At 70.5% G+C, this 21,079-nt stretch carries 14 protein-coding genes and 1 pseudogene; 10 read left to right on the top strand and 5 right to left on the bottom strand.

What is annotated here, in order from left to right; translation table 11 throughout:
• The first annotated feature begins 107 nt into the window (after positions 1-107).
• The 6 genes from F6W97_RS34060 (at position 108) to F6W97_RS34035 (ending at position 6,809) form a co-directional block, all read left to right on the top strand.
• Positions 108-992, top strand: coding sequence for an ABC transporter substrate-binding protein (locus F6W97_RS34060; RefSeq protein ID WP_155374657.1), 885 nt, complete (start codon positions 108-110; stop codon positions 990-992).
• A 3-nt stretch (positions 993-995) separates the two neighbouring features.
• Positions 996-1,973 (top strand): amino acid ABC transporter permease, encoded by a 978-nt coding sequence (locus F6W97_RS34055; RefSeq protein ID WP_155374656.1) that lies wholly within the window; start codon positions 996-998, stop codon positions 1,971-1,973.
• Positions 1,974-2,136: 163 nt separating this feature from the next.
• The gene (locus F6W97_RS34050) at positions 2,137-2,889 is read left to right on the top strand and encodes an amino acid ABC transporter ATP-binding protein (RefSeq protein ID WP_155374761.1); all 753 of its coding nucleotides are present in this window, start codon (positions 2,137-2,139) and stop codon (positions 2,887-2,889) included.
• Positions 2,890-3,029: 140 nt separating this feature from the next.
• Positions 3,030-3,413 carry a PPOX class F420-dependent oxidoreductase gene (locus F6W97_RS34045; RefSeq protein WP_155374655.1) on the top strand — a complete coding sequence of 128 codons (384 nt, stop codon included), beginning with the start codon at positions 3,030-3,032 and terminating at the stop codon, positions 3,411-3,413.
• 129 nt (positions 3,414-3,542) lie between these two features.
• The gene (polA, locus tag F6W97_RS34040; protein WP_155374654.1) at positions 3,543-6,209 is read left to right on the top strand and encodes a DNA polymerase I; all 2,667 of its coding nucleotides are present in this window, start codon (positions 3,543-3,545) and stop codon (positions 6,207-6,209) included.
• A gap of 93 nt (positions 6,210-6,302) precedes the next feature.
• Complete coding sequence (locus tag F6W97_RS34035) at positions 6,303-6,809, top strand: gluconokinase (protein WP_230687211.1); 507 nt, start codon at positions 6,303-6,305, stop codon at positions 6,807-6,809.
• Between the two features lie 171 nt (positions 6,810-6,980).
• Here the strand turns inward: F6W97_RS34035 and F6W97_RS34030 are convergent, their stop codons facing one another.
• The 3 genes from F6W97_RS34030 to F6W97_RS34020 all read right to left on the bottom strand — a co-directional run bounded on the left by F6W97_RS34030 (position 6,981) and on the right by F6W97_RS34020 (position 10,917).
• Positions 6,981-8,189 (bottom strand): S8 family peptidase, encoded by a 1,209-nt coding sequence (locus F6W97_RS34030; RefSeq protein WP_155374653.1) that lies wholly within the window; start codon positions 8,187-8,189, stop codon positions 6,981-6,983.
• Between the two features lie 150 nt (positions 8,190-8,339).
• Entirely contained in the window at positions 8,340-9,800 is a 1,461-nt protein-coding gene (locus F6W97_RS34025) for an amino acid permease (protein ID WP_230687210.1), read from the bottom strand.
• A gap of 328 nt (positions 9,801-10,128) precedes the next feature.
• The gene (locus tag F6W97_RS34020) at positions 10,129-10,917 is read right to left on the bottom strand and encodes a class I SAM-dependent methyltransferase (protein WP_230687222.1); all 789 of its coding nucleotides are present in this window, start codon (positions 10,915-10,917) and stop codon (positions 10,129-10,131) included.
• A gap of 370 nt (positions 10,918-11,287) precedes the next feature.
• Here F6W97_RS34020 and rpsA point away from each other — a divergent pair, with 370 nt between their 5' ends.
• Positions 11,288-12,769, top strand: a complete 1,482-nt coding sequence (gene rpsA, locus F6W97_RS34015; RefSeq protein WP_144121383.1) for a 30S ribosomal protein S1 — start codon at positions 11,288-11,290, stop codon at positions 12,767-12,769.
• Positions 12,770-13,067: 298 nt separating this feature from the next.
• Positions 13,068-13,655, top strand: a pseudogene (coaE, locus tag F6W97_RS34010) (dephospho-CoA kinase); the annotation flags it as partial.
• Positions 13,656-13,747: 92 nt separating this feature from the next.
• Here the strand turns inward: coaE and F6W97_RS34005 are convergent.
• On the bottom strand, positions 13,748-15,472 hold the full coding sequence (locus F6W97_RS34005; protein ID WP_155374649.1) for a hypothetical protein: 1,725 nt from the start codon (positions 15,470-15,472) through the stop codon (positions 13,748-13,750).
• A gap of 389 nt (positions 15,473-15,861) precedes the next feature.
• Between F6W97_RS34005 and uvrB the strand changes: the two genes are divergently transcribed.
• Positions 15,862-18,018, top strand: coding sequence for an excinuclease ABC subunit UvrB (gene uvrB / locus F6W97_RS34000; RefSeq protein ID WP_155374648.1), 2,157 nt, complete (start codon positions 15,862-15,864; stop codon positions 18,016-18,018).
• A gap of 102 nt (positions 18,019-18,120) precedes the next feature.
• Here uvrB and F6W97_RS33995 read toward each other — a convergent pair whose 3' ends face one another.
• The gene (locus tag F6W97_RS33995; protein ID WP_155374647.1) at positions 18,121-18,765 is read right to left on the bottom strand and encodes a hemerythrin domain-containing protein; all 645 of its coding nucleotides are present in this window, start codon (positions 18,763-18,765) and stop codon (positions 18,121-18,123) included.
• 186 nt (positions 18,766-18,951) lie between these two features.
• Here F6W97_RS33995 and F6W97_RS33990 point away from each other — a divergent pair, with 186 nt between their 5' ends.
• Entirely contained in the window at positions 18,952-21,030 is a 2,079-nt protein-coding gene (locus F6W97_RS33990; protein WP_230687209.1) for an endo-1,4-beta-xylanase, read from the top strand.
• Positions 21,031-21,079: the final 49 nt, after the last annotated feature.

The raw sequence follows: 21,079 nt of genomic DNA, 5'->3' as shown, positions 1-21,079 counted from the left end.
TGCCGGCACGCCGCGGCGGCTCGCCGGGTGGGGTGGTGTGCCCCGGTTCAGACCAGGATGCGACTCACTTTGCGTTACCGTGAATCATCACACGGTACGCAAAGGGGATGGATGTGCTCAAGAGACTGATTCCGGTCGGGGCGTTCGCGCTCGCGCTGGCCGCGGGCGGTTGCGGCGGTGGCGAGCCCTCCGCATCCCCGAGCGCGGCGCCCAGCGTGTCGGTGAACCCGACGCTGGCCGCGATGGTGCCAGAGGCGATCAGGTCCGACGGCAAGATCCTGGTGGGCGTCGACGCGACGTACGCCCCGAACGAGTTCCTCGCCCCCGACGGTTCCACCGTCGTCGGCTTCGACGTCGACCTGTTCAAAGCCGTCGCCCAGACTCTCGGGCTGACCGCCGAGTTCCAGCCGGCGACCTTCGGCGACATCATCCCGGGCGTCGGCTCCGGCAAGTACGAGGTCGGCGTCTCCTCGTTCACCGTCAACGACGAGCGCAAGAAGCAGGCGCAGATGGTGACCTACTTCAGCGCCGGCACCCAGTGGGCGGCCAAGACCGGCAACCCGGCCGGGATCAACCCCGACGACCCGTGCGGCAAGCGCATCGCGGTGCAGAAGGACACGGTGCAGTTCGAGGACATCACCAAGCGCTCCGAGGCGTGCGTCGCCGCGGGCAAGCCGGCCGTGACCATCCAGCCCTACGCCGGCCAGGATCAGGTCGCCAGCTCCGTGGTGTCCGGCAAGGACGACGCCATGCTGGCCGACTCGCCGGTCGCGGCGTACGCGGTCAAGCAGTCCAACGGCCAGCTGGAGCTGCTCGGCAGCATCTACGACTCGGCCCCGTACGGCTACGTGGTCGGCAACAACCAGGCCGAGATGGCCAAGGCGCTGCAGGGCGCCGTCGACGAGCTGATCAAGAACGGGTCGTACGAGAAGATCCTCTCCAACTGGGGCGTGCAGGCGGGCGCCGTGCCCAGCGCGCAGATCAACCCGTAGGCCATGACCATCCCGGACACGTCGGCCACCCCGGTGCCGCGGGACGCCGAACCGATCAAGGCCATCCCGGTCCGGCACCCGGGGCGGTGGGTCGCGATCGCGGTGATCGCGGTGCTGGTGGCGATGTTCGTGCACCTGCTGGTCACCAACAGCGCCTTCCAGTGGAAGTTCATGTTCCAGAACATGTTCACGCCACCGGTGATGCGCGGGCTGGTCGGCACCGTCACGATCACGGTCCTGGCGATGATCATCGGCGTGGTGCTGGGCGTCATCGTCGCGGTCGCGCGGCTGTCCAACAACCCGATCCTGCGCGGCACCTCGTGGGCGTACACCTGGTTCTTCCGGGCCGTGCCCCGGTACGTGCTCCTGATCGTCATGGGCAACCTGGGCATCCTCTGGCCGCGCCTGGAGATCGGCGTCCCGTTCGACACCTACCTCGGCAAGCTGTTCGGGCTGGAGAACGCGCACTGGCGGCTGTTCGGCATCTCCACCCGCGAGCTGCTCGTAGGCTTCTGGGTCGGCGTGCTGGGCCTGGCGCTGTCGGAGGCGGCGTACATGGCCGAGATCGTGCGGGCCGGCATGATGTCGGTCGACCCGGGCCAGGACGAGGCCGCCACCGCGCTGGGCATGAGCCGCGGCCAGGCGCTGCGGCGGGTGGTGCTGCCGCAGGCCATGCGGGTGATCATCCCGCCGACCGGCAACGAGACCATCGCCATGCTGAAGGACACCTCGCTGCTCATCGCGGTGCCGGTCACCGCCGAGCTGTTCTTCCAGCTCTCGGCCATCGGCAACCGCACCTTCCAGGTGTTCCCGATGCTGGTCGCGGCGATCCTGTGGTACCTGTTCCTGGTCAGCATCCTGCTGGTCGGCCAGTACTTCCTGGAGAAGCGCTTCTCCCGCGGCTACGGCCGCGCCGACAAGGCGAAGATGAAGCTCGAAGGCCTCGCCGCCGAGCACGGAGCGAACCCGGAGCTGCCATGACCGAGCGAAGCGACCCCGGCGCCGCGACCGAGCCGGGCGAGGTGGGGGCATGAGCGACCAGGCGCGCCACCGCGCGCCGGACGACGACGCGGAGCCCGTGGTCCGCCTCGGGGGCGAGGTCGCGGAGCCCGTGGTCCGCGCCGGGGGCGACGCCGCGGAGCCCATGGTCCGGGCGGAGAACGTGCACAAGGCGTTCGGGCACGTGAAGGTGCTGCGCGGGATCGACGTCACCGTGCCGCGCGGCAACGTGTGCGTGGTGCTGGGCCCGTCCGGGTCGGGCAAGTCGACGTTCCTGCGCTGCATCAACCACCTGGAGAAGATCGACGCCGGGCGGATCTGGGTCGACGGCAAGCTCGTCGGCTACCAGCAGAAGGGCGACAAGCTGTACGAGCTGCACGACAAGGCGGTCGCCGCGCAGCGCCGCGAGATCGGCATGGTGTTCCAGCGGTTCAACCTGTTCCCGCACATGTGCGCGCTGGAGAACGTGATGGAGGCCCCGACGATGGTCAAGGGGCAGAGCAAGGCGGAGTCCCGGCGGCGCGGCATCGAACTGCTCGACCGGGTCGGCCTGGCCGACAAGGCGGGCAACTACCCGTCGCAGCTGTCCGGCGGCCAGCAGCAGCGCGTGGCGATCGCCCGCGCCCTGGCCATGGACCCCAAACTGATGCTGTTCGACGAGCCCACCAGCGCCCTGGACCCCGAACTGGTCGGCGACGTCCTCGACGCGATGAAGGACCTGGCCCGCTCCGGTATGACCATGGTCGTGGTCACCCACGAGATCGGCTTCGCCCGCGAGGTCGGCGACCAGCTCATCTTCATGGACGACGGCGTCGTCATCGAATCCGGCGCACCCCGCGAAGTCCTCGCCAACCCGCAACACCCCCGCACCCGCGACTTCCTCAGCAAAGTCCTCTGACCCGCCGGCTTTCGTGCGTTGATCATGAACTTATGGCACGGCTCGGCGGTGTGTCGTGGCCACAGGTTCATGATCGACGCGGAGGAGTGGGCCGGCGGGCGGGCTCCTGGCCGGGCGGGCAGGGCAACTAGGGTGGGCGCATGCCTACCGTCGCGGATCTCGAGTTCGGGAACTACCTGCTGGTCACCACGTTCCGCAAGGACGGCCGGGCGGTGCCGACGCCGGTCTGGGCGGTGCGGGACGGCGCCGAGATCTATGTGTGGACCGTCGCCGACAGCGGCAAGGTCAAGCGGCTGCGGCGCAGCAGCAAGGTCACCATCAGCGACTGCGACGTTCGCGGCAAGGTCACCGGCCCGACCATCCCGGCCCGTGCCAGGCTGCTGGGCGCCGAGGAGACCGAGGCGGTACGCCATCTGCTGGCCAAGAAGTACGGCATCCTCGGCCGCATCACCATGTGGGGCAGCCGCATCCGCCGTGGCGCGAACGGCACGGTCGGCGTGCGCATCACCGAGCCGACCGCCTGACCCCACGCACAAATGATCATGATGTTATGGCCGCGCCACACCGTCGACCCGTGCCATAAGTTCATGATCAACCCGGCACGTCGCGGCGGCCTCGGGGAGGGCGTCGGGGGTAGGGCATAAGCTCTTCGGGTGACTGAGACGCTGCTGCTGCTTGATGGGCATTCGCTGGCTTACCGGGCGTTCTTCGCGCTGCCGGTGGAGAACTTCGCGACGTCGACGGGGCAGCCCACCAACGCCGTGTACGGCTTCACCTCGATGCTGATCAACGTGCTGCGGGACGAGAAGCCGACCCACATCGCCGTCGCCTTCGACGTGTCGCGGCAGTCGTTCCGCACGGAGCAGTATGCCGAGTACAAGGCCGGGCGGTCGGAGACGCCGACGGACTTCAAGGGTCAGGTCAGCCTGGTCCAGGAGGTCCTGGACGCGCTGCAGGTCAAGCACGTGCAGCTGGCCGGCTACGAGGCCGACGACATCATCGCCACGCTCGCCCGGCAGGGCCGCGAGGCCGGCATGCGGGTGCTGATCTGCACCGGCGACCGGGATGCGTACCAGTTGGTCAACAAGAACGTCACGGTGCTGTACCCGCGCAAGGGCGTGTCCGACCTGGCCCGCATGGACCCGGCCGCGGTGCTGGAGAAGTACGGCGTGGGCCCGGAGCGCTACCGCGACCTGGCCGCGCTGGTCGGCGAGTCCAGCGACAACCTGCCCGGCGTGCCGGGTGTGGGCCCGAAGACCGCCGCCAAGTGGATCAACCAGTACGACGGCCTGGAGGGCGTCATCGCCCGGGTCGACGAGATCAAGGGCAAGGCGGGGGAGAGCCTGCGCGAGCACCTGGCCGGGGTGATGCGCAACCAGCAGATCAACCTGCTGCGCGACGACCTGGACCTGCCGCTGGACATCCCCTCCACGCACTGGACCACCTGGGACCGCGAGGCCGTGCACCAGGTCTTCGACACGCTGCAGTTCCGGGTGCTGCGCGACCGGCTGTACCAGTACCTCGACACCGCCGAGCCGGAGGCCGAGGCCGGCTTCGACATCGACGGCACCGTGCTCACCGAGCCCGGCGCGCTGGCGGCCTGGCTGAGCGAGCAGGCGACCGGCCCGGTCGGCGTCGCCGTGGCCGGCACGTTCGGCCGCGGCACGGGCACGCTGACGGGGCTGGCGCTGGCCGCCGACCACGCCGCGGTGTGGGTCGACCCGGCCGGGCTGGAACCGGCCGACGACGCGGCGCTGGCGGCCTGGCTGGCCGACCCGGCCAAGCCCAAGGTGCTGCACGACGCCAAGCCCGCGCTGCTGGCCCTGCAGGCCCGCGGCTGGGAGCTGAACGGCCTGACCCACGACACCGCGCTCGCGGCCTACCTGGCCCGCCCCGACCAGCGCTCCTACGACCTGGCCGACCTGGCGGTGCGCTACCTGCACCGGGAGCTGCGGGCGGAGGCGAACGACAGCGGCCAGCTGGCGCTGGACTTCGGCGACGGCACCGCCGACCACGCCGCCGAGGAGGCGCTGATGCTGCGCGCCCGCGCGACGCTCGACCTGGTCGACGCGCTGGGCGGGGACCTGGACCGCGGCGACGGCGGCCGGCTGCTGGCCGACGTGGAGCTGCCGCTGGTGCCGGTGCTGGCCGCGATGGAGCGGATCGGCATCGCCGCCGACACCGACTACCTGACCGAGCTGGAGGCCCAGTTCGCCGGTGAGGTGAAGGCGGCGGCGCAGGCCGCGTACGGCGACGTGGGCCGCGAGTTCAACCTCGGCTCGCCCAAGCAGCTGCAGGAGATCCTGTTCGGCGAGCTGAACCTGCCCAAGACCAAGAAGATCAAGACGGGGTACACCACCGACGCCGACGCGCTGCAGTGGCTGTTCGCGCAGACCGGGCACCCGGTGCTGGAGCACCTGCTGCGCCACCGCGACGTGGCGAAGCTGAAGTCGACGGTCGACGGGCTGCTCAAGTCGGTCAGCGACGACGGCCGCATCCACACCACGTTCTTCCAGACCGTGGCGGCCACCGGCCGGCTGTCCAGCACCGACCCGAACCTGCAGAACGTGCCGATCCGCACCGAGGAGGGCCGGCGCATCCGCCGCGCCTTCGTGGTCGGGCCGGGCCACGAGTCGCTGCTGACGGCCGACTACAGCCAGATCGAGATGCGCATCATGGCGCACCTGTCGCAGGACGCGGGCCTGATCGAGGCGTTCGCGACGGGTGAGGACCTGCACACCACGGTCGCCTCGAAGGTCTTCGCGACGGACACGGTCACCGCCGAGCAGCGGCGCAGGATCAAGGCCATGTCGTACGGGCTGGCGTACGGGCTCTCGGCGTACGGGCTCTCCCAGCAGCTGGGCATCTCCACCGCGGAGGCGACCGGGCTGATGGAGGACTACTTCGCCCGCTTCGGCGGCGTGCGCGACTACCTGCACGCGGTCGTCGACCAGGCCCGCAAGGACGGCTACACGGCCACCATTCTGGGCCGCCGCCGCTACCTGCCCGACCTGGTCAGCGACAACCGGCAGCGGCGCGAGATGGCCGAGCGCATGGCGCTCAACGCCCCGATCCAGGGCTCGGCCGCCGACGTCATCAAGCTGGCCATGCTGCGGGTCGACAAGGCGCTGCGCGCCGAGGGGCTGACCTCGCGGATGCTGCTGCAGGTCCACGACGAGCTGGTGTTCGAGGTCGCCGCGGGCGAGCGGGAGACCCTGGAGGCGCTGGTGCGCCGGGAGATGGGCGGCGCCGTCGACCTTTCCGTGCCACTGGAGGTCTCCGTCGGCGCCGGCCACGACTGGAACGAAGCCGACCACTGACCGCCGGTGCGGGGCCGGCCCGACCGGCTCCGCACCCGTGCGGGACGGCGATGCGGGGATCGTGCCGCGGGCCGCTGAGCTAGTGTCACGATCGTGAGCGCCTCGACCGTACTCGTCATGGGAGTCTCCGGCAGCGGCAAGAGCACCATCGGCACGCAGCTGGCCAAGCGCCTCGGCGCGATCTTCGCCGACGGCGACGACCTGCACCCGCAGGCCAACGTCATGAAGATGTCGGCAGGCATCCCGCTGACCGACGAAGACCGCGAACCCTGGCTGCGGCTGTGCGCCCAGTGGCTGGCCGAGCAGCAGGACGAGGGCGTGCCCGCCGTGCTGGCCTGCTCGGCGCTCAAACGCTCCTATCGCGACCTGCTGCGCGCGGCCGCGCCCGGCCTGGCGGTGGTGTACCTGGACGGCTCGCGCGAACTGCTGGCCTCGCGGTTGTCGAATCGCCCCGGGCACTTCTTCAACCCGCGCCTGCTCGACTCCCAGCTCGCCGACCTCGAAGCGCCCGGCCCGGACGAGGGCGCGATCGTCGTCCCGATCACCCTGACCCCCGCCGAGATCATCGACCAGGCCGCGGCGGCACTGGCCCGCACCTGACCTCGTCGATCATGAAGTTGTGGCACCGACACGCCGTCGACCCGTGCCATAAGTTCATGATCACGCTGGGGGATCTACCCGCTGGAGCGCCGCTCCGGCCGTACGGGGGGACCTGCGGCCGGAGCGGCGCGCACCGGGCGCGGTGGAGGCGGCCCGGTGCGCGCGGACCCGTTACAGGGTCCGCTTGTTCAGGAGGCGGTTCGGGGTGCCGGAGAGGCTGCCGGTGACCACGCCGGTGGTGGCGTTGTTGATCACCCAGGCGTGGATGGTCGCCTGGCTGGCGTCGCCGTACGTCGCCTTGTAGAGCACGGCGATGCCGGCCGCGTGCGGGGTCGACATCGAGGTGCCGTTGTAGCTGCCGGTGGTGTTGCCGGGCAGGGTGGACACGATGGCCGAACCGGGGCCGTAGACGTCCACGCAGGTGCCGATCGAGGAGTAGCTGGCGCGGGCGTCGGTGGAGGTGGTCGCCGCGACCACGAGCGCCGCGGTCAGGTTGCGCGGCAGCCGGTCGCACGAGTTGCCGCCGGTGTTGCCCGCCGAGGTGGCCAGGAAGACGCCCGCGTTCATCAGGTTGGTCAGCGCGGTGGCCAGCGTCGAGCTGTACGTCATGTTCCACGAGGTGTTGGCCACGGCCGGCTTGACGTGGTTGGTGCGCACCCAGTTGACCGCGGCGACGGCGCTGGACGTGGTGCCGCTGCCCGCGCAGTTGAGCCACTTCACGCCGTGCAGCGTCGCCGACTTGGCCACGCCGTACGAGGTGGAGCCGATGGTGCCCGCCACGTGCGTGCCGTGCCCGTTGCAGTCGGTGTTGTTGCTGTCGATCGAGTTGTAGTTGAACTGGGCCCGGCCGCCGAAGTTCGGGTGGGACGCGTCGACACCCGAATCGATGATGTACGCGTGCACGCCGGCCCCGGTAGCGGTGTACGTGTAGCTCGCCGACAGCGGCAGCGCGTTCTGGTCGATGCGGTCGATGCCCCACGCGGGCGGGCTCGGCTGGGTGGTGTCGAGCACGTTGCGGTGCCAGGCGTCGCGTTCGATGGCCAGCACGTCGGCGCTGTGCGACAGCTCGCGCACCTGGGCGGCGGTCAGGTCGGCGGCGAAGCCGTTGACGGTGGACCCGAAGTCGACGCGGGCCGCGGCCTTCAGTGCCCGCAGGGCGACCCCGCGGTCCGCGCCCGCCCGGAAGGTGACCAGGTAGGCGCCGGGGATGACGGTGGTGTCCGCGGACGCCGCGGGGGCGGTGACCGGGACCGGGACCGCCCGGTACGGCGCGCCGGCGGCGAGCGCGGGTGACGGCAGGGCCACGACGGTGGCCAGGGTGGTGGCGGTGAGCGCGGCGAACGCCAGCAGGCGGGCACGCCAGGTCCGGTTGGTTGGCACGTCTTCCTCCCCAAAACCAGGTGCCGTCCTGTTTGGACGGCAACTGGCTCGGAGAGTACATAGATGTTGTTACAGGAATCAATGTGTGGTGGGGATGCGCAAAAAGCAGGTGCCGCCCCGAACGGGGCGGCACCTGTGGCGCGGGCGATGTCATTCGACCTTGGGCGGTTCCGTGATGGTCGCGTGCTCCCGGTCGTAGCGGATGCCGGGACGTTCGCGGCTGTGGTGGTAGCTGTAGACGAAGTAGATGACGAAGCCGAGCAGCATCCAGATCGCGAACCGGACCCAGGTGTCGACGGGCAGGTTGAGCATCAGCCACAGGCTCGCCAGCGCGGCGAGGATCGGCAGCAGCGGCACCCACGGCACCCGGAACGGGCGCGGCAGGTCGGGCCGGGTCTTGCGCAGCACGATCACGCCGAGCGCCACCACGAAGAAGGCGAACAGCGTGCCGATGCTGACCAGCTCGGACAGCTTCTCCAGCGGGATGAACGCGGCCATCAGGGCGACGATGACGCCGACCCCGATGGTGATCAGGTACGGCGTGCCGTAGGACCGGTGCACCCGGGCCATGCCGACCGGCAGCAGTCCGTCGCGGGACATCGCGAACAGCACCCGGACCTGGCCGAGCAGCAGCACCAGCACCACGGTGGTGATACCGCAGATCGCGCCGAGCGAGATGAGCTTGGCGACCCACGGCTGGCCGACCACGTCGAAGGCGTGCGCCAGCGGCGCGTCGACGGCGAGTTCGGTGTAGTGCACCATGCCGGTGATGACCAGGGAGACCAGCACGTAGAGCAGGGTGCAGATGACCAGCGAGCCGATGATGCCGCGGGGCATGTCCCGCTGCGGGTTGCGCACCTCCTCTGCGGTTGTCGCCACGATGTCGAACCCGATGTAGGCGAAGAACACGATCGCGGCGGCGGCCAGGATGCCGGGGATGCCGAAGTGCACCGGGTCGATGCCCAGCAGCAGCTGCGACAGCGGGGTGTGCCACACCCCGGCCCCGGTGTCCGCGGCCGGCTGGGTCGGCGGGATGAACGGCTTGTAGTTGGCGAACTTGATGAAGAAGGCGCCCACGACGATCACCAGCAGCACCACGGCCAGCTTGATCGCGACCAGCACGCCGGAGACCCGGCTGGACAGCTTGGTGCCGAGTACGCCCACGATGGTGCAGAGCGCCACGATGAAGATCGCCCCGAAGTCGGGGATCGCCTTCTCGCCGGCCACCCACGCGGGCAGGCTGAGCAGGTTCGCCAGGTACGCCGACCAGCCGCGGGCCACGACCGCGGCGCCCAGGCCGAGTTCGAGCACCAGGTCCCAGCCGATGATCCAGGCGACGATCTCGCCCAGGGTCGCGTAGGAGTAGGTGTAGGCCGAACCGGCCACCGGCACGGTCGAGGCGAACTCGGCGTAGCAGAGCGCCGCCAGCGCGCAGACGACGCCTGCCACCACGAACGAGATCACGATCGCCGGACCGGCGTTGACGGCGGCCTGGCGGCCGGTCAGCACGAAGATGCCGGTACCGATGATCACGGCGACGCCGAAGATGATCAGGTCGAGGGTGGACAGGTTCTTCTTGAGCCTGTGTTCAGGCTCCACCGTCTCGGCCATCTCGGCTTCGATGCGCTTTGTCCTGAATATCCCCATTGCCACGCCCTGATCATCCGCCCGGCGAAACCCCTCCCGCGCCGTTTCCCGAAAAGTGCAATTTGCACCCGGCGGCAACGTGCGGGCAGGTGGCGCGCCGGGTGGCGCTGCGAGGTGGCGCTGCGGAGTGAAGATCGCTGTTTCGGGTCGGAAAGCGGGGTCAGACCGCAGTTTCCGACCCGAAACGGCGATCTTCGCCAGCCCGCCAGCCCGCCAGCCCGCCAGCCCGCCAGCCAGCCCGCCAGCTAGGCGGCGGGCCGGTGGCGGCGGCAGCGGTGCGGCGAAGGCGGGTTCAGGTGGCGGGTTTTGTGGAGACGAAGATGGCGGTGCCGGGGAAGAGGCGGCCGCGCAGCGGGGACCACTGGCCCCAGATCTGCTCGTGGCCCGCGGGCCACTCCGGCTCGATCAGGTCGATCAGGGTGAAGCCCGCGCCGAGCAGCTCGCGCAGCCGGTCGCCCATGGTGCGGTGGTGCTCGACGTAGGTCGCCGCGCCGTGCTCGTCGTACTCGACGTAGGGGCGGCGGTCGAAGTAGGAGTGCACCGCCCGCAGGCCGCCCTCGGTCGGGTCGTCGAGGAAGATCCAGCGCATCGGGTGGGTGACCGAGAAGACCCAGCGCCCGCCCGGCTTGAGCACCCGGAACACCTCGCGCATCACCAACGCCGAGTCGTCGACGAAGGGCACCGCGCCGAACGCGGTGCAGACGACGTCGAAGGCCCCGTCGGCGAAGGGCAGCGCGCTCGCGTCGGCCTGCACCAGCGGCACCGGGATGCCGGTGCGCGCGGCGGCCTGCTCGGCGTGGCGCAGCATGCCCGCGGACAGGTCCATCGCCACCACGTCCGCGCCCTGGGCGGCCAGCCAGCGGGCCGCGGCGGCCGCGCCACAGCCCAGTTCCAGCACCCGGCGCCCGGCGACGTCGCCGAGCAGCTTGGCGTCGGCCTCGCGCAGCCCTTCGGGGCACCACACGAAGTCGGCCTCGCCGAGGAACTCGCCGTGCTCGGACTGGTAGTTGTCGGCGTCGGCGTCCCACCAGCCGCGGGAGGCGCGCAGGTTCTCCGCGGCCGTGACCGGCCGGCGGGTCACCCCCGGCCCGGACTCGACAGCCCCGAGGTCGCCGTGGTCGAGGTCGTCTTCGCCAGGATGGATCTCCACCCGGACAGCGTACGAGCCCGCCTTTTGGGTGCGACGCACCGGGTGTGACGCACGGAACAATTCCCCCGCAATCCCCGTGCAGTCCCCCGAATCAGGAAGAGGGGAGCGTCACGGGAGGGGTGGGGTTGCGTCGTGTGGTAATGGGCACGGTAAGCTGTTCGATGCACTCGCACGTCCGCGGTTCTCGGCATGGAGCAGACCCGTAGCGCGCCGGAACTCACCGGAGCGTAGGCGAGCGGGAGCGGCAGTGGAACACCCACTGGGTCACACTGAACATCCATCCGACGGAGCAACAGTCCACATGACGAGCAGCATCGAGGCCACCTCGAGCGCCAACAGGGTCACCATCGACGATCTCGGCTCTGAGGAGGCATTCCTCGCCGCGATTGACGAGACCATCAAGTACTTCAACGACGGCGACATTGTCGAAGGCACCGTCGTCAAGGTCGACCGGGACGAGGTCCTGCTCGACATCGGCTACAAGACCGAGGGCGTCATCCCCTCGCGCGAGTTGTCGATCAAGCACGATGTGGACCCTGCTGACGTCGTCACCGTCGGTGATCACATCGAGGCCCTGGTTCTCCAGAAGGAGGACAAGGAGGGGCGTCTGATCCTCTCCAAGAAGCGCGCGCAGTACGAGCGTGCGTGGGGCACCATCGAGAAGATCAAGGAAGACGACGGCGTCGTGCGTGGCTCCGTCATCGAGGTGGTCAAGGGTGGCCTCATCCTCGACATCGGCCTGCGGGGCTTCCTGCCGGCCTCGCTCGTCGAGATGCGCCGCGTCCGCGACCTGCAGCCGTACGTCGGCCGCGAGCTCGAGGCGAAGATCATCGAGCTGGACAAGAACCGCAACAACGTGGTCCTGTCCCGCCGGGCCTACCTCGAGCAGACCCAGTCCGAGGTGCGCACCGAGTTCCTGAACAAGCTCCAGAAGGGCCAGGTCCGCAAGGGCGTCGTGTCCTCGATCGTCAACTTCGGCGCCTTCGTGGACCTGGGCGGCGTGGACGGCCTGGTGCACGTTTCCGAGCTGTCCTGGAAGCACATCGACCACCCGTCCGAGGTCGTCGAGGTCGGCACCGAGGTCGAGGTCGAGGTTCTCGACGTGGACCTGGACCGCGAGCGCGTCTCCCTGTCGCTCAAGGCGACCCAGGAGGACCCGTGGCGTCAGTTCGCCCGTACCCACGCGATCACGCAGATCGTGCCGGGTAAGGTCACCAAGCTGGTGCCGTTCGGTGCGTTCGTCCGGGTCGAGGACGGCATCGAGGGCCTGGTGCACATCTCCGAGCTGGCCGAGCGCCACGTGGAGATCCCGGAGCAGGTCGTTCAGGTCGGCTCCGACGTGATGGTCAAGGTCATCGACATCGACCTCGAGCGTCGCCGCATCTCGCTGTCGCTCAAGCAGGCCAACGAGGGCTTCGTCGAGGGCGAGGAGCACTTCGACCCGACCCTCTACGGCATGGCCGCGACGTACGACAACGAGGGCAACTACATCTACCCCGAGGGCTTCGACCCGGAGACGGGTGAGTGGCTCGAGGGCTACGAGAAGCAGCGCGAGGTGTGGGAGGCGCAGTACGCCGACGCCCGCGCGCGCTGGGAGGCGCACACCAAGCAGGTCGTCACCTCGCGGGCGGCCGACGCCGCCGCCGCGTCCGAGGTGCCGTCCGGCAACGTGTCGACGTCGACCCCGGCCCCGGCCAAGGCGGCGGAGGAGCCCAGCGGCACCCTCGCCACCGACGAGGCCCTGGCCGCGCTTCGCGAGAAGCTGGCGGGCGGCAAGGCCTGAGGTTCGCCTCGCGCCTGAGTGAAGCGAAGGGCGGCCCCCGACTCCACGGAGTCGGGGGCCGCCCTCATTCGTGTACCCCCGATGCCGGACGCCGCCGACGCGCGGCCGGCACCCGCCAAGATCGCCCGACGTGCCTGGCATCTGTGCGTATCTTGAGCGTCCACTCGTCCACCTGCCTGGCAAGTCGAGCGATCATGGGCCGCCCGCGCGTCCGGACCGCCCGCGTGGCGCGGTGGGTGCGGGCGAGGGACGGGTGGGCGGCCGCGCGGGCGGCGCGGGTGGGTGCGAGCATGGGGCGGTGCGATGGGTGGGGCTGACCGGCGGGATCGGATCCGGTAAGAGTGCGGTGGCGGCGCGGCTGGCCGAGCTGGGCGCGGTGGTGATCGACTCCGACCGGCTGGCCCGCGAGGTCGTCGCGCCCGGCACGGACGGCCTGGCCGAGGTGGTCGCCCGCTTCGGTCCGCAGGTGCTCGGGGCCGACGGCGCGCTCGACCGCCCCGCGCTCGGCAAGGTCGTCTTCGGCGACGAGCAGGCCCGCCGCGACCTGGAGGCGATCATCCACCCACGGGTACGCGCTCGCACCGTGGAGCTGGCCGCGGCAGCCCCGCCGGACGCGGTGGTCGTCAACGACGTGCCGCTGCTGATCGAGGCAGGCCTGGCGGAGCAGTACGAGCTGGTGGTCGTCGTGTTCGCGGACGAGGCGACCCGGCTGGCCCGGCTGGTGCGCGACCGTGGCATGACCGAGGCCGAGGCGCGTGCCCGGATCGGCGCGCAGGCCACCGACTCCCAGCGCCGGGCCGCGGCCGACGTGGCGATCGTGAACGAGGGCTCCCTGGCGGACCTGCGCGCCGCCGTGGACGAGATCTGGCAGACCCGGTTGCGCCCCTGACCCGGGGCCGGGCCCGGTCCTCGCGGCCCGCACCGGAAGAGGCCCGCGCCGCGGGCAGCGGCACGGGCCTCGAACGAGCCGGAGACCGGCTACTTGACCTTCATCGGCAGGGTCGGCGGCTTCTCGTCCAGATCCAGGTCGAGCTGGGCGAAACCACCCGTGGCGGTACGCAGTTCGAGCCGCTTGAGCACCCCGGCGTTGTCGACCCAGTAGCGCATCCGGGCCTGCCCCGCGGGCACGTTGGCCTCGACCGCGCTGGGCAGCTCGAACACACCCACCGGCACCTTGTCCAGCAGGTCGACGCGCAGCCGCCGGCCGTGCTTGGCGATGTGGTCGGCGTCGTCCGGGACGTTGGCGGCCAGCGACAGCGCCTCGTAGATCAGGTAGTCCAGGTCCGTGATCTCGCCGGAGCTGCCCAGCGCGACCCACTCGGCCCGCTCCCACTTGCCGGTCGGCGCGGGCAGCGGCGGCTGCTCGGGGACACGCTTGCCCGGCTTGCGGATGGCGATGCCGGTGCGGTCGGCGTGCAGCAGCACGTCGTAGCTCTCGTCGTCGACGTCGCGCACGGCCAGGTACGCCAGGCGCCGCTGCCAGTCCAGCCAGCCCTTGCCGGTGCGCAGCGCGCTCGGGTTGACCGGCATGGTCACGGTGACCGCGCCGCCGCGCGCCTTCAGGTTGCGCTGGCGCAGCTGGGACAGCACCTTCGCCTCAGCCTTGGTGATCTCGGTCGGCTTGTTGTCCTGCCCGCCGAGCGCGACCGTGCGCACGAACTCCTGCTGCTGGCCACGCTGCAGATCGAGCACGGACGGCAGGCCGTCGCCGAGCACCGTCTCCATGCGTACCAGCGCGCCCTTGGCGTCCAGCCAGTAGCCGACCGCGCCGCCGTGGGCCTCCAGCGACTTCGGGTCGGGGGCGGGCGAAGGGCTGGCGCTCGCCTTGGCGGGCTCGTCGGTGCCGCCGACCGCGGGGGAGCCCGCGCCGGGGGACGGCACGGTGGTCGCCTCCGTCCGCGGGGCGGTCGCCGCGGAGGCGGACACACCGGCCGAGGCGGCCGCGGAACCGGACGGCGCCGCGGAGGTGGACGGCGCCGTGCCGGCCGACGGCGGGGCGCTGGGTGCGGCCTGCGGGAGCAGCGCCGGGCCGAGCAGTACGTCCACGGGCGCACCCTCGAACGTGTCGCGGCGGACCCACTCGTTGCGCAGTTCGCCGAGCGGCCCGGCCGGGTCGGCCTCCTGCTTGGCGAGCAGGAACAGGAACGCGACCAGGTTGTCGACCGGCCGTTCCTCGTCGGAGCTGAGCTGCAGCGGGCGCACCCGCCAGCCGTCCTGCGGCGGGGTCAGCGGCGGCTTTCCGGCCGGTGCCGCGTCCGCGGCGGGCGAAGCAGCCGGAGAGGCGGACTCGCGGGCCGACTCGGGAGCAGGGCCCGACGCCGCGGGCGCGGGCAGCGCGCCGGGGCGGATCGCCACCACCCCCGGCGTGGCCTGGATCAGCACCGTGTTGGCGCCGCCGGCTCCGGACACGGACAGGTAGACCAGCTGGCGTTTCCAGTCGACCCAGCCGTCGACCTTGGTCTGGCGTGCGGCCGGCCCGATGGTTCCGCGCAGGCCGACCCGGCCGTCGGCGAAGTTGCGCGCCCGCATGCCCGCCAGGCGTTCGAGCTCGCCCTGGTTCAGCGCCCGGCTGCCCTCCGCGGCGGGCTTGTCCGCCGAGCAGGAGGCCAGGCCACCGGTCAGGGTCGCGGTGAGGCCCAGCAGGAGCCCGCCCGCGGCCAGTAGATGGAGGATCCGGCGTCGTCCGTTGGTCGAGGTTCCCACGGGAGATGCAACGGGCTGAGGCGGGTGAGGTGACGTGCCAAACCGGTCAGGTTCGCCGTCGGGGAGCGGGCGGGTCCGGATACGTCAAGACCGCCCGCGGCGGCCGGTCGGCGCACACAGTGTGCGCGACCGCAGCGGTGCGCTCATCGATCCTGCGGTGGGGCGGATCGAGGCTGCTACCGGTGCGCCAGAGGTGATGACCGGCCGGTGTGGAGGTCCGGTCGCTCTGGGACGGCCGCCGCGAACGGCCTACCACATGACGGTATCGCGGTGATTGATGACACACAATCGCAATATTGGAGCCGGTCACTCACCTACCGTCACACCAGCCTCGCCCACCTGCACAGCGGCCCGCGGGAGTGTCACACGCCCGGCGTAGGTTGGGTCACATGAGTGAGACCGTTGTCGCCGACATCCCCCGCCTGGACGGGACGTTTCAGGTCATCAGCGATTATGTGCCGGCCGGTGACCAGCCCGCGGCCATCGAGGAGCTGGCCAAGCGGGTCCGCCGCGGCGACAAGCACTCGGTGCTGCTGGGCGCGACGGGCACGGGCAAGTCGGCGACCACGGCCTGGCTCATCGAGAAGCTGCAGCGCCCGGCGCTGGTGATGGCCCCGAACAAGACCCTGGCCGCACAGCTGGCCAAGGAGTTCCGGGAGCTGATGCCCAACAACGCGGTGGAGTACTTCGTCAGCTACTACGACTACTACCAGCCCGAGGCGTACATCCCGCAGACCGACACCTACATCGAGAAGGACTCCTCGATCAACGAGGAGGTGGAGCGGCTGCGCCACTCGGCCACGATGTCGCTGCTCACGCGCCGGGACGTGATCGTGGTCGCGACGGTGTCGGCGATCTACGGCCTGGGCACCCCGCAGGAGTACCTGGAGCGCGCGGTCAAGGTCAAGATCGGCGCGGAGATCGACCGGGACAAGCTGCTGCGCCGCCTGGTCGAGATCCAGTACGCGCGCAACGACATGGCGTTCAACCGGGGCACCTTCCGGGTCCGCGGCGACACCCTGGAGATCATCCCGGCGTACGAGGAACTGGCGCTGCGCATCGAGTTCTTCGGCGACGAGATCGAGCGGCTGTCCTACCTGCACCCGCTGACCGGCGACGTCATCAAGGACGTCGACCAGATGATGATCTTCCCGGCGACGCACTACGCGGCCGGGCCCGAGCGCATGGAGCGGGCGATCGCCGGCATCGAGGCCGAGCTGGAGGAGCGCCTGACCGAGCTCGACCAGCAGGGCAAGCTGCTGGAGGCGCAACGGCTGCGCATGCGCACCACGTACGACCTGGAGATGATGCGCCAGGTCGGTTTCTGCAACGGCATCGAGAACTACTCGCGCCACATCGACGGCCGCGAGCAGGGCAGCCCGCCGCACGCCCTGCTGGACTACTTCCCGGACGACTTCGTCACCGTCATCGACGAGTCGCACGTGACCATCCCGCAGATCGGCGGCATGTACGAGGGCGACGCCTCCCGCAAGCGGGTGCTGGTCGAGCACGGCTTCCGGCTGCCCAGCGCGCAGGACAACCGGCCGCTGCGCTTCGACGAGTTCCTGGAGCGGGTCGGGCAGATGGTGTTCCTGTCCGCGACCCCGGGGCCGTGGGAGCTCAAGCAGGCCCAGGGCGAGTTCGTCGAGCAGGTGATCCGCCCGACCGGCCTGGTCGACCCGCAGGTGGTGGTGAAGCCGACCAAGGGCCAGATCGACGACCTGATGCACGAGATCCGGGTGCGCACCGAACGCGACGAGCGGGTCCTGGTCACCACGCTGACCAAGAAGATGTCCGAGGACCTCACCGACTACCTGCTGGAGAACGGCATCCGGGTGCGCTACCTGCACTCCGAGGTGGACACGCTGCGCCGGGTGGAGCTGCTCAAGGAACTGCGCATGGGCGAGTTCGACGTGCTGGTCGGCATCAACCTGCTGCGCGAGGGCCTGGACCTGCCCGAGGTGTCGCTGGTGGCGATCCTCGACGCGGACAAGGAGGGCTTCCTGCGCAGCGGCACCTCGCTGATCCAGACCATCGGCCGCGCCGCCCGTAACGTGTCCGGCGAGGTCCACATGTACGCCGACAAGATCACCCCGTCGATGGCGTCGGCGATCGACGAGACCAACCGGCGCCGGGCCAAGCAGGTGGCGTACAACGAGGCCCACGGCGTGGACCCGCAGCCGCTGCGCAAGCGGATCCACGACATCCTGGACGACATCTACCGCGAGGCCGAGGACACCGAGAACGCGCTGGCCGGGCACGGGCCGGGCGGGCACATCATCGGCGGTTCGGGCCGGCAGATGTCGCGCGGCAAGGCCCCGACGCCCGGCACCCGCTCCCGGGCGCGCACCACGTCGGAGAAGCGCGGGGCGGTGGTCGCCGCGACCGAGGGCATGGCCCGCGTCGAGCTGGCCAAGCTGATGACGGAGCTGACCGACCAGATGCTCGCCGCCGCGGCCGAACTCCAGTTCGAGCTGGCCGCCCGCATCCGCGACGAGATCAGCGAACTCAAGAAGGAACTCCGCCAGATGGACGCCGCCGCCTGACCCGGCCCGTCACCACCCGCCGCAACTTTTAAAGACCTGCGCTCTCCGGTCAGTCCGGAAGGCGCAGGTCTTTAAAAGTTGCGGCAGAAGGTGGCGCGGGGGTCACTTGGGGTCGAGGTCGCTGGGGTAGGTGGGGCGGCCGGTGACGGCGTCGCGGAGTTTGTCGGCGACGCCGAGCATCGGGTCGACGACCTTGTTCCAGGGCGGGGTGCTCGGCGACTTGGGGTGCGGGCGGGTGCCCGCGGACTCCTCGGCGATCGCGGCCCGGTTGCCCAGGCGGATCAGCTCGTCGTCGTTGGCGAGTTCCTTGAGCCGGCCGTGGATGCGGCGGTCCGCGGTGTGCTTGTGTCGGCGCAGGTGGGCGTCGACCTCCAGGGCGAGGTTCTGGAAGCCCTCGTCCTCGGTCGGCATGACCGACAGCGTCTGCAGCACCTGGCGGATCGCGCCGTCCTCGGCGAGCTCCCGGTTGACCAGGTCGTCGCCGTCGGGGAACAGGTTCTTCACGGTCGGCAGCAGGTACTGCTCCTCGGCCGCGAGATGCCGGCTGACGACTGCGGTCACCACCTCGGCGACCTGGCGCCGCCGGGCCGGGGAGGCGGTCGCGGCCTCGGTGGCCAGCTCGGCCGACAGGCGGGTGATCTGCCGGTGCTCGTCGGCCAGCATGTCGACGATGCTCTGCCCGGCGGGGGTGTACTGGGCCTCGGCTTCGGGGGACAGGGGCGGTAGTGGTGGCAGCTCAGCGCTCATGTCGCGGCTCTACCCCCACGGCCGGGCGGGCAAACCTCTCGATTGACGGGGGTCGGTGCAACTCATAGCATCGGCGTCGATCGCCTCCGGGCTTCGGCGGTCGTCTTCTCGGCGTGGTCGGTCCGACCGCCAAGGGCAGTGGCGTGCGTCCGCGCGCATGAATCCTCCCGGAACAGGATCCCCACAGTGCCCACACTCTCCTCCAGAGCCGGGCGAGCCACGCTCGGCCTGCTCATGCTGACCCTGTCCGCGCTCGCGGTCGTGGTCGCCGCCACCTCAACCCCCGTCCGCGCCGCCGATCCCGTGACCGTCCTGACCAGCAGCTTCGAGGACGGCACCGGTCAGGGCTGGGCCCGGCGCGGCACCGTCGAGCTCGTCGAGAACAGCACCGCCGTCGCGCACGCGGGCACCCGCAGCCTGCTCACCTCGGGCCGTACCGCATCCTGGAACGGCCCCAGCCGCGACCTGCTGACCACGGTCACCCGCGGCACCCGCTACACGTACTCGGTCTGGGCGCGCGCCGCCGCGGGCGCGGGCAGCGTGCAGCTGCGGATGAGCGTCGAACGCCGCTGGCAGGGCACCGCCAGCTACGAGCAGGTCGTCAACAGCACCACGGTGACCGACGGCGGCTGGACCCAGCTGACCGGCGGCTACACCCTCGCCAACGACGCCGACTTCTTCGCGGTGTACGTCGAGACGGTCAGCGGCACCGCGTCGTTCCACATCGACGACTTCAGCCTGTCGTACCTGCCGCCGAGCCCGATCCAGACCGACATCCCGTCGCTGAAGACGGTGTTCGCGAACGACTTCCCGATCGGGGCTGCGGTCGGCCGCCCGCAACTGCTCGCCGAGCGGGGCCAGCTGCTGGCCAAGCACTTCAACTCGGTGACCGCGGGCAACGCGATGAAGTGGGACGCCACCGAGCCCACCGAGGGCGTGTTCAACTACACCGACGCGGACGCGATCGTGGCGTTCGCGCGGGCCAACGGCATGAAGGTGCGCGGGCACACGTTCGTCTGGCACAACCAGACCCCGGCCTGGGTGTTCAACGACGCCAACGGGCAGCCGATGACCGCTACGCCGGCCAACAAGACGCTGCTGCTGGCCCGGCTGGAGGCGCACATCCGCGCGGTCGGCGGTCGGTACGCCGCCGATGTGTCGGCCTGGGACGTGGTCAACGAGGTCATCGACGAGAACCAGTCCGACGGCCTGCGGCGCAGCACCTGGTACACGATCACCGGGCTGGACTACATCCGCACCGCGTTCCGGGTGGCCCGGCAGGTCGCGCCGAACGCGAAGCTGTTCATCAACGACTACAACACCAACGTGCAGGCCAAACGCGACAAGCTCTACAACCTGGTCGCGTCGCTCAAGGCCGAGGGGGTGCCGATCGACGGGGTCGGGCACCAGCAGCACGGCAACATCTCCTGGCCGACCGGGGCGGAGACCGACTCGATGATCGCGACGTTCATCCCGCTGGGCGTCGAGCAGCAGATCACCGAGATGGACACCAGCATCTACACCAGCAGCTCGGAGAGCTTCACCACGCCGCCCGCGGACCGGCTGGCCAGCCAGGCCGCGCGGTACAAGGCCTGGTTCGACGTGTACCGCAAGTACAAGGCGAACATCACCTCGGTGACGTTGTGGGGCCTGGCCGACGACGAGACCTGGCTGGACAGCTACCCGGTGAGCCGCAAGGACTTCCCGCTGCTGTTCGACGTGCAGCTGCAGGCCAAGCCGGCGTACTGGGCCGTGATCGGCGCGGCCTCGCCGACGGCCACCGGACCGGCCTCGCCGAGCCCGAGCCCTTCACGCAGCCCGTCGCCGTCGCCGAGCGTTTCGCCGAGCGCGTCGGCGTCGCCGAGTCCGAGCGCGTCGCGCAGCCCCAGCGCCTCGCCGAGTCCGAGCGTCTCGCCGTCACCCAGCGGCTCGGGCAGCCCGGTGTCGTGCCGGGTGAAGTACACCGTCACCAACCAGTGGAACTCCGGCTTCCAGGGTGACGTGGTGGTCACCAACACCGGCCCGGCGGCGGTCAACGGCTGGGCCCTGCGCTGGACCTTCGCCAACGGCCAGGTGGTCAACCAGTCCTGGAGCAGCGTGTACGCGCAGAGCGGCGCGAACGTGACCATCACCAATGCGGCCTGGAACGGCACGATCGGCGCGAACGGCGGCACCGCCTCGTTCGGCTTCCTGAGCAGCTGGAGCGGGACGAACACGGCACCGGCCGCGTTCACCCTCAACGGCAACGCCTGCGCGCTGGGCTGACAGTCCCCCCGGGTCCACATCATCTGGGATGTGGATACATCCCAGATGA

Origin of the sequence: Catellatospora vulcania (assembly GCF_009720385.1) — a bacterium.
Taxonomy (GTDB): Bacteria; Actinomycetota; Actinomycetes; order Mycobacteriales; family Micromonosporaceae; genus Catellatospora; species Catellatospora vulcania.
This window is presented reverse-complemented; position numbering and strand designations above follow the sequence as displayed.